At 40.2% G+C, this 15,185-nt stretch carries 9 protein-coding genes; 1 reads left to right on the plus strand and 8 read right to left on the minus strand.

Annotation, left to right across the window (positions count from 1 at the left end):
* Window positions 1-34 precede the first annotated feature (34 nt).
* Window positions 35-7,669 (minus strand): non-ribosomal peptide synthetase, encoded by a 7,635-nt coding sequence (locus GOP56_RS11510; protein ID WP_163245665.1) that lies wholly within the window; start codon window positions 7,667-7,669, stop codon window positions 35-37.
* A 654-nt stretch (window positions 7,670-8,323) separates the two neighbouring features.
* Here GOP56_RS11510 and GOP56_RS11515 point away from each other — a divergent pair.
* Window positions 8,324-8,821 (plus strand): chemotaxis protein CheW, encoded by a 498-nt coding sequence (locus tag GOP56_RS11515; RefSeq protein ID WP_003340028.1) that lies wholly within the window; start codon window positions 8,324-8,326, stop codon window positions 8,819-8,821.
* A gap of 157 nt (window positions 8,822-8,978) precedes the next feature.
* Here the strand turns inward: GOP56_RS11515 and GOP56_RS11520 are convergent, their stop codons facing one another.
* The 7 genes from GOP56_RS11520 to GOP56_RS11550 all read right to left on the minus strand — a co-directional run bounded on the left by GOP56_RS11520 (window position 8,979) and on the right by GOP56_RS11550 (window position 15,165).
* On the minus strand, window positions 8,979-9,659 hold the full coding sequence (locus tag GOP56_RS11520) for a hypothetical protein (RefSeq protein WP_003338768.1): 681 nt from the start codon (window positions 9,657-9,659) through the stop codon (window positions 8,979-8,981).
* A 125-nt stretch (window positions 9,660-9,784) separates the two neighbouring features.
* Window positions 9,785-10,372 carry an RNA 2',3'-cyclic phosphodiesterase gene (gene thpR, locus GOP56_RS11525; RefSeq protein WP_003340032.1) on the minus strand — a complete coding sequence of 196 codons (588 nt, stop codon included), beginning with the start codon at window positions 10,370-10,372 and terminating at the stop codon, window positions 9,785-9,787.
* A gap of 76 nt (window positions 10,373-10,448) precedes the next feature.
* Window positions 10,449-10,937 carry a hypothetical protein gene (locus GOP56_RS11530; RefSeq protein ID WP_003340034.1) on the minus strand — a complete coding sequence of 163 codons (489 nt, stop codon included), beginning with the start codon at window positions 10,935-10,937 and terminating at the stop codon, window positions 10,449-10,451.
* 91 nt (window positions 10,938-11,028) lie between these two features.
* Window positions 11,029-12,048 carry a hypothetical protein gene (locus tag GOP56_RS11535; RefSeq protein ID WP_163245666.1) on the minus strand — a complete coding sequence of 340 codons (1,020 nt, stop codon included), beginning with the start codon at window positions 12,046-12,048 and terminating at the stop codon, window positions 11,029-11,031.
* Between the two features lie 19 nt (window positions 12,049-12,067).
* On the minus strand, window positions 12,068-12,850 hold the full coding sequence (gene surE / locus GOP56_RS11540; RefSeq protein ID WP_163245667.1) for a 5'/3'-nucleotidase SurE: 783 nt from the start codon (window positions 12,848-12,850) through the stop codon (window positions 12,068-12,070).
* A gap of 185 nt (window positions 12,851-13,035) precedes the next feature.
* Window positions 13,036-13,821, minus strand: coding sequence for a class I SAM-dependent methyltransferase (locus GOP56_RS11545; protein WP_163245668.1), 786 nt, complete (start codon window positions 13,819-13,821; stop codon window positions 13,036-13,038).
* 27 nt (window positions 13,822-13,848) lie between these two features.
* The gene (locus GOP56_RS11550; protein ID WP_163245669.1) at window positions 13,849-15,165 is read right to left on the minus strand and encodes a S8 family peptidase; all 1,317 of its coding nucleotides are present in this window, start codon (window positions 15,163-15,165) and stop codon (window positions 13,849-13,851) included.
* Between the last annotated feature and the right edge of the window lie 20 nt (window positions 15,166-15,185).

A 15,185-nucleotide genomic window follows, 5' to 3' on the forward strand; every position in this document is an offset into this window, starting at 1 on the left:
ACTGTTACTGTTACTGCTACTGCTACTGCTACTGCTACTTTAAGATAGTCTCCTGTATTGCAGGAAAAAAGTCTACTTCTACAGCATATTCGATCATACCTCTTATAAGTTGTTCTGTCGGTTTTGGACAAACAACGGCGGTATTTTGTAAAAATTCTTGTACAAGCGCACAGTCAGGTATCGAAATAGACATGCCTTCACTAGCTTCTAAGGAAGGCAGAATCAACTCTAATGCCTGCTGTTGCTCGTCAGAAAGATCTCCATGATAAAGAGTCTGAATATACTCCTCCGCCTGAATGAGAGAAACCGGATATCCAGCTTGTTGTATATTACGGATAAAATCCTCCCAGGTAATTTGAGCTGGATTACATATGTGCAGCGTCTCACCGATTGTCTCTAGCTGGCACGAAAGTTGTACAATAGCCTTGCTTCCATAATCAATAGGCGTTAAATCCATGTAGCCAGGTATTGAAGGCGCAACTCGTAATAAGAAGATGGCTTTCAGCAAGCGGTAAAATGCATTTTCATGAATGTTATATTGAAACTTACCTGTCACAGAATGTCCAACCAGATTACCTACTCGGTAAATGGTTGCATCCAATCCCTCTTCCATCGCTTGTCTTACACTTTTCTCCGATAAAAACTTACTTTCGACATAGACATTTTCTATCTCTTGACCACGGTCAAAATCGGTTTCATAAAACATAAATTCTGCTGGATCGTGGATAGAATGCCCAACCACGCTTAATGTGGAAATGTAATGGAACCGCGCTTTTAATTTTTTCGATAGTCGAATTAGTTCATTTGTAGACTCAAGATTTACTTTATGAAAATGCTCACGATCTCCATAATGTCTTACCTCTCCTCCACAGTGAATAACCGAATCAATCTTTCCGGCTAAATGATCCCATACCAAAGAATCCATCCCAAGGCCCTTGCTACTTAAGTCACCTTCCACCGTGAAAACTCTACCCTTCATTTGCGATAGAACGTCTTGTCCAAAATAGAACACCATTTTGTCCTCTAGTTTTCTATCAATCGAGGCATCGCCCGTTTTACGTACGAGACAGTGGATAGGAATTGAAGGTATTTCAAGCAATTCCTTTAGAATATAGGCACCTAAGAAACCAGTAGCACCTGTAAGGAAAACTCCTTTTGGTACATTTACAGTGATGTTAGACACTTTTTCGCGTTTCTTCTGTATCTGATTCGTTACAGGTTTGGTAGCTATTGGAGATTGTTCTATGCTTTGTGTGCTTTTGGTGCTTTGTTCTTGCTTTTCTTCTAAATACTGAGCAAGCTTAGCAACTGTACGGAATTTGAAAAAATCCTGAATTCGAATCATCGGACATTTAGGCTTTAATTGTACCAGAACTGGCATGATTTTTAAGGAGTGTCCACCTAACTCAAAAAAATCATCCTCTAGTCCAACAGGCTTCACATCCAATACCTGCTCCCAAATTTGCGCAATTTCTATTTGCAACTCCGTCTCAGGCTTAGTAAAGCTTCTTTCTTTTTTCACGAAATTCGGGGAGTTCTGCATCAAGCTTTTTCGATCGACTTTACCATTTGGAGTTAACGGTAGTTCCTCCAGATGAATATAGTGCCTTGGAAGCATGTATTCTGGAAGCGTTCCAGATAAATAGGAATTTAACTCGCTGGCTTGGATTTCTTGTTGACTATTCGTAGTGTAATAGGAAACAAGAACTTTCTCTGCTCCAGAATCTACTGCCAGCACAACAGATTGATGGATCAATGGATGCTGTAAAAGCGTTTCTTCTATTTCACCTAGTTCTACACGGTAACCTCTAATTTTAATTTGATCATCTCTTCTACCCACGAATTCAATATTGCCGTCAGGTAACCATCTAGCTAAATCACCTGTGCGATATAGTCTATCTGCAAACTCATGAGTAAATGGATTTGAGATAAATACTTCTTCATTTTTCTTCTCTTGATTCCAATACCCTGGTGAAAGTCCAACACTCTCGATATAAATCTCACCAATTGCTCCAATCGGGCACGGCGTTTTTTGAGAATGGAGAATGTGAATCTTGGTATTGGCAAGCGGCTTTCCAATTGGAACATTTTTTTGCTCAGGCTCGATCCGATGAATTGGATAAAACGTTGCAGAAACAGTAGCCTCAGTCGGGCCGTACTCGTTGATAATCAACGTCTGCTGACCAAATCTATTATGCCATGCTCGTACAGATTCAGCAGGCAGAGCTTCTCCTCCAACCATCATCATACGCAGCGTTTTTACCATTTCTGCTTCTGTATTACTCAAGGAAGCAATTACGTTATGGAAAAATACAATTGGCACATCCGTGATTGTAGCCTGAACCTTTTGAACCGCAAGAGCATAGGCACTGACAGAATATCTCTCATCTTCAGATAAAATGTGTAATCTAGCTCCATGCAACAAGGCTGAAAAGATCTCAGAAACAGAGGTGTCAAAGCTAAAGGAAGCAAACTGAACAAAAGTATCCTCGCAATTTACCTGAAATTGATCCTTCCTCCATTGAATCAGATTAAGAACCCCACGATGACGCAGTAATGTGCCCTTTGGTTTCCCTGTCGAGCCAGATGTATAAATGACGTAAGCTATATCCTCTGCAGTATTTAAGGGTTCCACATGATTGGTTTGTCCAAGCTCATACACATCTTCCATGCGCACGATGACACCTGTATAACGTGATAATCCCTTCATGTGAGCATCTCTTGTAATCATGTATGAGGTTTGACTATCCTCTAAGATATATTCAATACGATCCTTTGGATAGCCCGTATCAATTGGAACATAAGCTCCTCCTGCCTTTAAGATACCTAACATAGCAATAATGCTCTCAATGCTTCTATCAAGTAATATAGCTACCTTCTCTTGCGGTCTCATCCCGGTAAAACGTAAATAATGAGCTACCTGATTGGATGCGTGGTTTACCTCTTCATAAGTGAGAGACTGCTCTCCCATTGAAATTGCGATTTTACTAGGATACTTGCTTGCTTGTTCATAAAAACGTTCCTGAATCGTTTGCTCAAAAGGATATGCAGCTTTTGTACCGTTTACTTCCTGATACAGTTGTTTCTCCTCATCTGTCAATAAATCCAGCAGATGTGGAGCAGACAAACGCTGGTTGATGAATGCTTCTAGGATTTTTTCCAAGCTACCAGCAAATCGAGAAATGGTATCTTGTGTAAATAAATCCTTGTTATATTCAAACGCTAGATGTAATTGCTGATTCTTCTCATATACGGCTAGAGAAAGATCAAATTTACTCGTATTGATATCGCATGGGAGCACTTCTAATTGATAGTCACCCTGCTGTAGATTCAGATCATTTTCGTAGGTAAACATCGTTGAAAAGATAGGTGTTTGATTTTCCATTCGATCAGGATTGATTAGCTCTATTAGACTATCAAAAGGATACGCCTGGTGATGATAAGCCGCTAAGGTGGTCTCCTTTACCTTTTGGATAAGCTGGTGTAAGGTATCCACACCTTGGAAATTCATCCGGATAGCTAATGTATTTACAAAAAAGCCTTGAATATGCTCTACCGCTTCATGTATTCGCCCAGCGATAGGGGTCCCTACAATGATATCCTCTTGTCCAGAGAAATGGCTTAATAGTTTGAAATAAGCAGACAATAATAGCATATTCATCGTAACACTTTCAGCTTTCCCTACTTCTTTTAACTGCTGAGTGAGCTTTTTAGTAAGAGGAACATCAACGGTTTCGCCCTCAAAGGTCTGTTCCTTAGGTCGAATGAAATCCAAAGGCAGTTCTAGAACCGGCAAAGGTCCTTTTAGCTGTTCAAGCCAGTATGCCTCTTCCGCTTTCCAATAGCCCTCTCTAAGCTTTTGTTCCTGCCATTCTGCATAATCAATATATCGACGCTCAACAGGCTGTAAGCTTGGTTTCTTCCCTTGTTCTTGAGCCTGATAAACCTCCATGCACTCTTGCAGGAGTAGCTGTATACTCCATTCATCCGTGATGAGATGATGAAAATTTAAATAGAGATGGCTTAGCTCATCCGAAAGCGAATATAACGTGATTCTAAATAAAGGTCCATTAGACAAATCAAATGGCGCTTTCATATCATTTCTTATCTCTTCTTCGATTAAGGCTTTCTGTTGTTCTTCGTGTAAATGAGACAAGTCCTTATGATAAAGTGCTAACTCAAAAGAATTGTGTATAACCTGTCTAGGTTCGCCCTGAAATTCCACAAATGTAGTACGCAGAATCTCATGTCGATTGATCAATATTTCTAGAGCTTGTCTGAATAAATCAGGATCAAGGCCTGGTTTGATTTTCATCTGTAACGGAACATGGTACACGCCTACACTATTATTCCATTTTTCCAAGAACCATAGCCTTTTCTGAGCATTCGATAATGTATAATGCTCCTGTTCAATAACGTGCGGCAATTTATCTATATCCTTACTTACTTGATAAGCAGTATTTGTAGTAGCCTGCTCGTCGATAAATACTGCCAGGCGTTCTACCGTACGATACTGGAATAAATCCTTGAGCTCGATTTTGGCTTCTAATTGCTTTTGTACCTGATTGATTACCTTAATAGCTATTAATGAGTGACCTCCCAGTGCAAAAAAGTCATCATTAATGCTGATTTTCGCTTCTTCTATTTGAAGCACTTTCGCCCATATTTTTACTACAGCTTTTTCTGTAGACGTATTGGGTGAGATATATATTCTACTCTCCGTGGTCATAAGTGATCTAGCTTGTTGAGCTAATGACTTACGATCCACTTTTCCACTAGGTGAGAGAGGCATTGATGACAGAGTATAGAAATGCTCCGGTACCATATATACAGGTAGCCTTTGATTCAGATAGGTTACCAATTCATCCACTGGTACGTTTCCATCAGAATCAGCAGTCATATAAAAGGCTACTAATCTGGAACGATCATGATCATCCTTGTAGACAACAATAGCCGAATCCTTTACCTTAGGATGCTGTAATAATACGGTTTCAATTTCGTCTAGCTCTATTCGATAGCCTCTAATTTTCACCTGATGATCCATGCGCCCCATAAATTCCAAGTTACCATCTGGTAGAATACGCCCTATATCCCCGGTGCGATAAAACCTTTTCTCCAGTTGGTTAGGAAGAGCAAGTGAAACAAAAGCCGTCTTTGTTTGTTCGGCTTGATTTAAATACCCTTTTGCTAGTCCTACACCTCCAAGAATGATTTCTCCTGGGACATTTAGCGGACAGAGCATGTCATGTTTATTCAAAATAAAGATTTCACTGTTTGCCAAAGGCTTGCCTATTGGGATGCTTTGTTGCTCCTCTGGCAACAATTCTGTAATATCATAGATCGTTTTACAAACGGTAGCCTCTGTAGGTCCATAAGCGTTAGCTATTAGAATTCTCGTTCCTATCTTACGCTGCCACATACGTACTGCTTCTGGGGATAAGGTTTCACCACCAATAAAAATAGCCTTAAGTGAATGTAATTGCTCTAAAGTCTCCTCAGGCAGTTGCGATAGCTGTTTAAAGTAAATGACAGGAAGAACACAATAATTTGCTTTGGTGCTGTTTACGGTCAGGACAAAATTTTCTGGAGATGTTCGATCTAGGTCTGAAAGCAGGTGAAGTCTTCCACCACATAATAGGCTAGAGTAAATTTCCCACACAGAGGCATCAAAAATAAGGGAAGCAAACTGTAAATAAACATCTTCTTCTGTATATTTGTACTTATCCTTTAAGGAATAAATTAAGTTTACAACCCCAATATGGGACAATAATACACCCTTTGGATTACCGGTCGAGCCTGAGGTATAGATCATATAAGCAATATCCTCGGGAGTATGGCACGCTTCAACTGAATCAACAGGAAGATCTGTTGGAATCTCTTCCCACAATAAACAGCATCCAAAATCATTCGGAAGCTTATGAGCCCATTTCTTTCTAGTAATGAGATGGGTTGCTTCGCTATCCGCAACCATATACTGTATACGCTCGGCAGGAAAATCTGGATCAATAGGAACATAGGCTCCACCTGCCTTTAAGATCGCTATCATGGCGATAATAGTGTCAATATGACGATCCATTAATAATGCAACCCGCTCACTTTTCTTCAAATGATGTTGAAGAAGATAATGAGCAAGCTGATTAGTCCGATCCTGCAATTGTTTATAGGTAATAGCTTCCTCTCCCATAGTAATGGCTAGGCGGTCTGGGAATTGAGAAGCTTGATCATCGATAAGCTGATCCAACGTTTTTGCAGTCGGAAAATCCAAATTATTGCGATTTATTTTCTTATAAATTTCATAATCCTGTTCAATAAGAAATGGCAATGTATGTAGTGATGCTTCGGGATTTTGAAGTAAGTTTTCTAATACATGAATATAGCGTTGAAGTAGATTTTCAATTGTATTCGAATGATATAAGTCCGTATTAAAATCTATCTCTATCATATATTGCTTCTCTTCGCTTTTAACTACTCGCCATACAATATCAAAAAGAGTAGTACGTTTAAATTGATAAGTTACCTCTGCTTCAAGTCCTTCAAATTCGATTGTAGGAAGACCTACCATATTAAATACCGTAGAGACGATTGGTCTATCTCCCTTTTCAGTTGAATCGGTGTTTTCGATCAGAGATTCACTTCGATAATGTTGATGCTGCAAGGCCTCTCTAACATTTTGATCAACTTGCTTGAGCAATTGATGATAACCTTGTACATCAGCTAAAGAAAGACGGATAGGAAGAGTATTAATATAATAGCCAAAAATTTCCTCAAAGCCTTTTCTAGGTCTCAGATTCACAGGCATACCAACCACGATATCTTCTTCCAAAGTCATTTGATGTAAAAGGATAAAATAAGCCGTTAGCATAACACGATACACACTTATCTGCATGTCTGTTGAGATTTTTTCAACCTTCCTCATCAATGCCGAGTCCATGATACAGCTTATGTAATCTCCTTGATAGGTCAAGCCTTTAGCAGGAGATTGATCTGAGGAAAATCCCACGTAAGGAATAGAGCCTTGCATCTTATTTGCCCAGTATGTATCGGATTCATGATGAGCTAATGCTCCTATTTCAGTAGCTTGTATAAGTTTAGCAATTACTGTATCGTCCTGCTTGTCTTGAGCAATTTGTTCCTTCTTTTTTAAAGCTGTATAGAAGGCGGATAGTTCTCGTAAGAAGATACCAGAGCTCCAGCCATCATAAATGATATGGTGGAAAACAACATAAAATAGATATTCTTCATCACTTATTTTAAGTAAATGAGGGCGTAATAATGGTCCTTCCTCCAACGAAAATGGTCCTATACGTAAAAGCTCTAACGTGTCCTGAATCATATGTTCTTTCTCTATCGGTGAAATCGCTGTAAAATCGTGCGGAGTGATTGGAACATTCACTTGAGGTAAAATTAGTTTTTGTGGATTCTCTCCATCCTGACAAATAAAGATCATTCGCAAAGCCGGATGGCGTTGAACAATTCGATCTAAAGCTTCCTGCAAGAGGATTAGAGAAACTTCCCCTTTCAATTTAACTCCAAGCGGTTCATTGCATGACGCTGGATTCATCTGATGTGCGATCCAAAGAGATTTTTCTGCATTCGTTAGCTCAAGGGCTTGTTGGTCAGGTGAATGTTGCTCCCTCTCTCCTCGCACGAGACTCATTTTTGTAAACATTCTAATAGTCCCTCCTAAATCAATTTTGAACGTTTCACTCATGATTGTTTGTTCGGGGCTTTCCAATTCATTGTTTGCAAAATAGACAAAATACTGCAATTTCCGCTCATTACTCACCTCTTTTTTACGCTAGAATAAAACTAACACTTTTAACTTTTCAATCATCTTATAATTTAATTATACATATATTGTAATTCAAAAAAATGGTATTTGCTTATTCTTTATTAACTTTTATTTATATTTAAATATTTCGACAATAATGATCAGCGAAAAATAGGTACTAGTATCTTTTTCAGCCAGAATCTCGCAACTTTTGATGCTTGTAAAAAAACTCCATGCCATTTTCAATGGATTAGGAAAATAATGTATTTTTCGGTAATTTCTCTATCTGAAATCCACAAAAACATTGGATTTGGCTATTTCACGACAATCTTTTCGTAGACCGGAAAACCAACTTTTTCATTGCGTTAAAAAATATTTATATATATTTATTATTTTTTATTTAATCAATCCTACAAATATTAATTCTAATGGAATCGAACATCATACACGGCCCATGAAACTGTGCTTTTCTAAAAGCAACGATTCCAGATTCCATCTGAGATGATATAATAAACATACTTTTAGAAGGAAAAATAGAAAGGGGGAAGCCTCATGGAATTAAATCAAGATCAACTAGGCCTCAACCAATCTCAGAGCGATGTCGAGGCCCTTTCTTATATCTTATTTACCATGGGTAATGAAACGTTCGGTTTTCCATTGGAGAATGTCCTGGAAATTGTTAAGCCAATGCCTATTACAAAGGTTCCTAAATCACCAGAGTATGTAGAAGGTGTCATTAATCTACGCGGGAATATCCTTGCTATCTTGCAAATCCGTAAAATGTTTGGACTACCATCCATTCAGCTTACTGAAGATAGTCGTTTTATCGTACTTAAAATAGACGGCTTTGAAGCAGGTATCGTTGTGGATGGTGTATCAGAAGTAGCCAAAATTGCACCTTCCTCCATAAAAGCGGCTCCACCAGTAGTTGCAGGCTTAGATGGTTCCAATTTAGCTGGAATTGCCCAAGAAGGAGAACGTCTACTCCTCTTGCTTAATCTGCCTACTATTTTTGCCCAATGGATTCAGCCTGTTGCATCAGAGGCGTAGACGATTATCGGCGGCTCATTTGTTCATCAATGGGTCGCCGTAGTTGTTAAACGCGAACGCAACAAAGGCCTTGCCTGTATCATTGCTCGGCAAAGCCTCTGTTCCTTGCTTTTTACTGGGTAGATTATCAGCTTCATCCCTATTTTTTTACACAGCATCATGCCAACCCACTATCTCTTCCGCCGCTTGCTAAATACGAATAATTAACCCACATCATTTCTTCAATCCCTAAGATTTCCTTAAACAAATCCACTGAATCATACAGTAGACTGCTACCCGTTTCATAATCGATTTCGACTAGAATGTTTGTGTCAAACAATGAATGGAGTTGCTGAATTTGCTTGGGAGACAAGAAGGAACGGAACAACTGTGGCTTACAGCGAGATAATCCCTTCTGCACTTCCTGGCGATATATCTGTGAGGTAATGATTGTATCAATTAGTTCATCGTACTCTTTGCGTAGGTCTTCTTCTTTCATATAATCATCTGGATCTATTAGATCTGGATATCTCCGCTTCATTTCTATCTCCGCTAATTCCATATCTAAAATATAGCTAATCGTAGCAGACGATACCTCGTAGCCGCCTTCAAATAATCGGAAGCCCCAACCGCTGTCCTCCGCATCATGAAACCACAGCAGAGCCACTCCAAGCTTGGATAAATCCAATAGGTATTGAAGGGTTTCCGCCGTCTGTACCCACTCATCTTCCAGAAAAAATACATTCCATTCATCGTTTAGCCGCTTATGAAAATACGGTTGCTTTGAGTCAGGTAGTTGTTTAATCAGTTTGCTTTCGTATCGTCTTGGATATAACACCCCGGTAGTAAACTCACTCATTTTGAATTTCCACCGCTTTCTCAGCATCTGACATCTCATTGTGATCGCACACATTCGTGATCTTCTGTTTTTATTAAGTTTATTCAGATGGTGAGAAAATTTGAACGGCAAAACGGCGTTTTTTTCTATAAATTCGTTGTTTCGCCTAATAAACTGGTGAATAGTGGAGTATGAATAGCTCCTTCTGGGCGTAACTCCGACTGAAATAGGGTAATTCCCTCTACCTTCCAGCTAGGCTTGGGATGAGGTAAAAAACGTTGTGACCAATCTGCTAATGGAAGGGAACGCTCTTCATGCAACTTTGGCTTGCGGGCTATGGTTACATGTGGCTCATATGGTCGTTTGTCATACGGAAGGCTTTCATGACGATCTAGGCGTTTTCCCAGCAGGAGATGCATCTGTTGCAAGGATTCTATATCCCCTTGCAGTCCTAGCCACAATACTCGTGGTTTTCCTCCCTTGGGGAACGAACCAAAATGATCAATAGACAAGGAAAAAGGACGGATAATGGAACTAACAATCTGGATATCCTTCTTAAGCTCCGGAATTTTTTGTTCATCAACATCTCCGAGAAAGTGCAAGGTTAAATGTAAATTATGTAAAGGCTGCCATCGCTCAGCTTTAAGCTCCTGCTTCACCTGTTGTTGAGCAGCCTCAATGTATGAAATTACATCGGTCGGAACATGCAAGGCAATAAATAGGCGTTTTACCAATAGATTCAGTCCTTTCTTATTCCTATCCGTAAAAAAGAGGACCCTCTCAGAGAGCGCCCTTTTTTCCAGCCCACAATTAGGCAGCCGTATTTCGTCCCGTTATCATGCCCAACACATAACGAATATATGCATCTATAATATCATGTTGCGGTTGATACTCGAAATGAACCGCTAAATCCATCTGCTTCGTTTGCTCGGTCGAAGCGACATTCCAGTGAACCTCTGCTTCATATGAGAAATATTCGTTAATCCTCTGTTTAATGGTTTCTGCATCCCTAGGCGAATTGTAAGAGATTGAAAATCTCATAATTAGCGGAATGTCTTGCCTATTGTCACGATTGAAACCATATCTACCCGGCTTGCTTTTCAGCGTAATGACGCCAGCCAAATCCCAAAGAGTAAAGTCAGCACAAAAGGTATTTGCAAACGTCTCTCCTGGCATAGAAAGTCGTACTCCTCCCTCTGTGCGAAGAGACAAGGCTTGAGCGATTTGCTCCACCTCTTTTTGTAGACCCTGAAAGGATTGAGAAATAAGTGCGATACTACCTTGTTGGGAAGAATTCACTACCTACACCCCCATCGCTTTTTATCTTTACTCTTTTTCGCATTTTGGCTTGTCTAATCCTTTGTTGAAACATGTCTAGTTTTCTGTATGTTTAGACAAATGGATTCGCGCTTGTTTGATCTATATGAGAAAAAAGTCGAGCAAGCTTATTTTGCATCTCATGATTTAATTCCAGATGGTAAAAGCATCCCGCTTCTCGTTGAAAAATCGGAAACGCGCCTTCTTTTAATGGAGATATTTCCCGAATGCTTTGAAAAGCAGGAAACCGACGAAACAATTCCAAAAACGGATCATCCTGCTGCGTATGGTACATGGAACGTAAGGAAGGGCTTGTATAGATCGAGAACGTTTGCTCATTCCCATAGACCCAAACAAGAAGGTCCGCTTCTCGAATATGACTGACAGGATGCCGACTTAGCATATGCAGGGCCTGATACAAGCTCTCCATTAAGACATGCTCTGCTTGATCCTGATGCTTTTGCAGATGAATCTGATAAAGAAAATCATATGCTTCTCCCTGTTGTAGCAATAGATCATCTGGTAACTCTAGTGCAGATTTTGAAATTATCTCATTCCTACCTTCTTGTTCATCTGCTCCTTCTAATATGTGAATGCGCGCATCTAGCTCCTGTAGCATTTGATACACATCTGATCTTTCAGTAGATGAAAGAGTAAGTACTTCCGTGAAGATGTGAACCAGCAGGTCTTGTTCCCTTGCTAAAAAAAACAGCTCCAGATCGGGCTGCTCTAACAATGCATGAAGCCAAGTACGTTCAACAGGTACATGCGGAAGAAACGAAAGCGGGAATCCTAGTGGAGTACTTTCATCATATTTTGTCCATACGATCAGAAGCAATTGCTCCTTATACGTGCGAAACTCGACCGTACTAAGTCCCTCCACTGCTTGACTAAAAGCGTCAATATCTTCAAACACCAGATAAAGCTCTGCTACCCCCTGATCATTTAATCGCCCGAAACAGGGATAGCCTTCCTCATGAACAACTTGACATAGGGAAGCATAAAAATCTGTAGAGAGAACCTCCCCTGATGTTTGAGCATCAGGAGACGGTCCAGGGAAAGAAAGTAAGGATTGCATCTGCATTTCTGCCATGTTTTACTCTCCCCTTAGGTTATTTTTTTAAAAGTGGCCACTCTTTCATTTGCTCCAATAATTTACGATCCGTGGAATCAATATGAATAGGAGTAACTGTCGTATATCCTTGTTTTAATAGTTGAAAATCCTCTTCTGTACTTTGTTTTTCCAAGCGTTCGGGATACTCTCTCCCCAGAAAATAACCTGAATCTGAAGGACTGTAGACGTCGTGATAAAAATCAAACGCTAACACAGCGGGAGTGATGCCTTTTATCTGGCTTTTAGGCAAATCAGGTACATTTACATTCCAGAACACTTTCGGAGGCATTTGTTTTTGCTTCGTCTGCTCCATAAATTGCTTTAGCAGAGGTTCAATAATCTTTCCCACTTCTCCAAAGCTTGTCGGGTTATGATAATTATCATAGGACAAAGCAACAGCCGGGATGCCTAAAATTACTGCCTCACGAGCTGCACTACATGTCCCTGAATAGTAAACATCTTTTCCTAAATTAGCCCCTACATTAATTCCTGATAACACAAGATCAGGACGCTCCTGATCTTTAAATAAGAGGTAATAGGCCGCCTTTACACAATCGGCAGGATTACCATTTACGCTCCAGGCCTTTACTGGTAACCCATAAAAATCATGCGGTGCAGGAGCTAATGCTTCACGAAATGTAACACCGTGACCCACTCCGCTTCTCTCTTCGCTTGGGGCAACCACATAAATTTCAAGGTCCTGTAAAGGAAGAAGGGCTTCCGCAAGGGTTCGTATACCTAATGCTTCAATGCCATCGTCATTTGTAAGTAGAATACGCATGATACCAATCTCCTTTAACCATCTGATCTAGTAATTGTAACAAAACGACTGGAAAGTTTCACCTCTCCTCCCTGCTTTCATTCATATAAAAAACCGAGGAAGTAAGCCCTCTCGTATGATGCCTTACTACCATACGAGTTATGCTATTTTCCCCGGTTATTAATTTGAATTATTCATTCATTTCGTTACTCCCGAACACTTGCCACTATGGCAAGAGCCGGACCGTTAGGATAGATCGGATCGTCAAAGCTGATTGCGTCTATCTGGAAACCAACATGGTTTAAGCCTGCAAGTAAGTCCTGTCTACTGAGCCAGTTGCTAAAAGGAAGTGTGCCCCCAATAAACAGTTTGCTATCGAGTACTTGCAAATAATTATGTTGATATAATGTGTGAGCAAAGCCATATTCTGAAGCAGATTGGCTTCCGCTAAATCGCAGACGATAATCAGCTGAATGCTGTAAGATATTTTCATCAAAATAGTGCGTCCATAAGTACATTTTCTTGCATCGTTCCTTTAATAGTCCCAGCACCATAATCGGATTGACCATATGGTACAAGACACCAGAGGCAAAGCAAACATCAAAAGTCTGATCTGTCTGTTTTAAAAATTCAACAAAATCTCCGCATAGGTAACGCACACGTTGCAAATTAGTTACTTCTTTTGTTACCAAGCAACGTAAAAAGCACTTCGTATTGGCTTCAATTCCAAGAATGCTAGCGGCATTCCCCTTTTTTTCCAGCAGATAACTATGTGCCCCCTCCATCGGTCCTAACTCCAGTACCGATTTACCTGCTACTCCTCCTAATTTATCAATCGCCCAGATAGCACGAGCATCTTCAAATAAAGGAGCAAAGCCCCCCTCAACCTGATATTGTGCAGGAAAAATACTAATCCACTCATCTTTAAAAATAGAAGTTGCTGTTTGATAAGAAGGAGCTGTTTTTACATAATAATCAAGCGCATAATGCATTCATTTTTTCCATCCCTTCATTGCATATCAGCGTCTCTTAAATAGAGAAAGAAGATCGAATCTGTTTTGACGGATGGGTGCAGATTCATTCTCGAAGGTATGTGCTTGGTTTTTTTCATGGTCTTTTTCAAAGTTCTTTTCATGTTTCTTTTTATGTTTCCTTACGTGATTTTCTTCAAGTCCTTCTCCCTGATTAGTTATTTGCTTATACGAACGATTATTCGCTCTTTTGTTGAAGCGATTCATGGCTCTGGTACGTTGTTGCGCTAGACGTAAAGCATATAGTCCCGAAATATGAGCAGCCGCCATAGAAGTACCGTCCAACGTACGATACCCTTTATTGAGCCAGGTAGATTTAATGCCAACACCAGGGGCAACTGTATTCATTCCTCTGCCTCTCGCGCTAAATTCAGCTAGCTTTGCTTGTTGGTTGATCGCACCTACCGCGATTACTTCACGATAGGCAGCGGGATATTCCAGACCCCTACCATTATTCCCTGCGGACGCTACGAGTATGATTCCATTTCTGGAGGCTACACGTAAGGCTTGATGGAAAGCAGGATGATCCTCACTCGTTCCAAAGCTCATGTTAATAATATCCACCTTCTGCTCGATAGCCCAATTGATCCCGGCTATGATGTCACTGATATTAGCTGTTCCTTCCGCTCCAAACGCTTGCACATCATAAAGATCAACCTCGGGAGCAATGCCAACAATCCCCCGATTATTGGCTACAGCCGCTATAGTTCCCGCCACATGCGTACCGTGTCCTCCCATATTAAACCGTCCCGCCCCAGCTATCACTGACACTTTTCCTTTTATCTGTCCCTTCAAATCTGGATGGGACGATGAAATACCAGTATCAATCACGGCAACTTTAATTCCCTTACCCTTTGTTACATGCCACAGGGCAGGAGCCCCTATATGCTCTACCCCCCATGGAATTTCTTCTTTATGATCTTTATGATCCTTATTCTCCTTATGATCCTTATTCTCCTTACTTTTCTTACTCACCTTACTCCCATTACTTTCCTTACTTTCCTTACTTCCCTTGCTTCCCTTGCTTTCCTTGCTTTCCTTGCTTTCCTTGCTTTCCTTGCTTTCCTTACTTTCCTTGTTTTTCTTACTTTCCTTACTGTGTAAGCGCACCTGGACTTCATTTGATACGGTATATCCTTCACGGCCAATTAATTTGGTTAATTTTTCAAACTCGTCCTGCGCCACTAAGAAGCAACCAACAGATTCACAATGCCTAACTGAGGGCATGATGGATTGATTTTCTTTTAATTTTTTGGCACAGATACTATAACCAAGCGTTTTGGGAAATGAAATAATCTTATACACAAAAGCCCCTCCACGAATAT

Source organism: Brevibacillus sp. 7WMA2 (assembly GCF_010748895.1).
In the GTDB taxonomy this organism is placed as follows: Bacteria; Bacillota; Bacilli; order Brevibacillales; family Brevibacillaceae; genus Brevibacillus_B; species Brevibacillus_B halotolerans.

Excerpts from the sequence above, each read along its gene's own strand:
- GOP56_RS11510 (WP_163245665.1), bottom strand. The coding sequence starts at position 7,669 with ATGTTTACAAAAATGAGTCTCGTGCGAGGAGAGAGGGAGCAACATTCA.
- GOP56_RS11535 (WP_163245666.1), bottom strand. The coding sequence starts at position 12,048 with ATGGCAGAAATGCAGATGCAATCCTTACTTTCTTTCCCTGGACCGTCT.
- surE (WP_163245667.1), bottom strand. The coding sequence starts at position 12,850 with ATGCGTATTCTACTTACAAATGACGATGGCATTGAAGCATTAGGTATA.
- GOP56_RS11545 (WP_163245668.1), bottom strand. The coding sequence starts at position 13,821 with ATGCATTATGCGCTTGATTATTATGTAAAAACAGCTCCTTCTTATCAA.
- GOP56_RS11515 (WP_003340028.1), top strand. The coding sequence starts at position 8,324 with ATGGAATTAAATCAAGATCAACTAGGCCTCAACCAATCTCAGAGCGAT.
- GOP56_RS11520 (WP_003338768.1), bottom strand. The coding sequence starts at position 9,659 with ATGAGTGAGTTTACTACCGGGGTGTTATATCCAAGACGATACGAAAGC.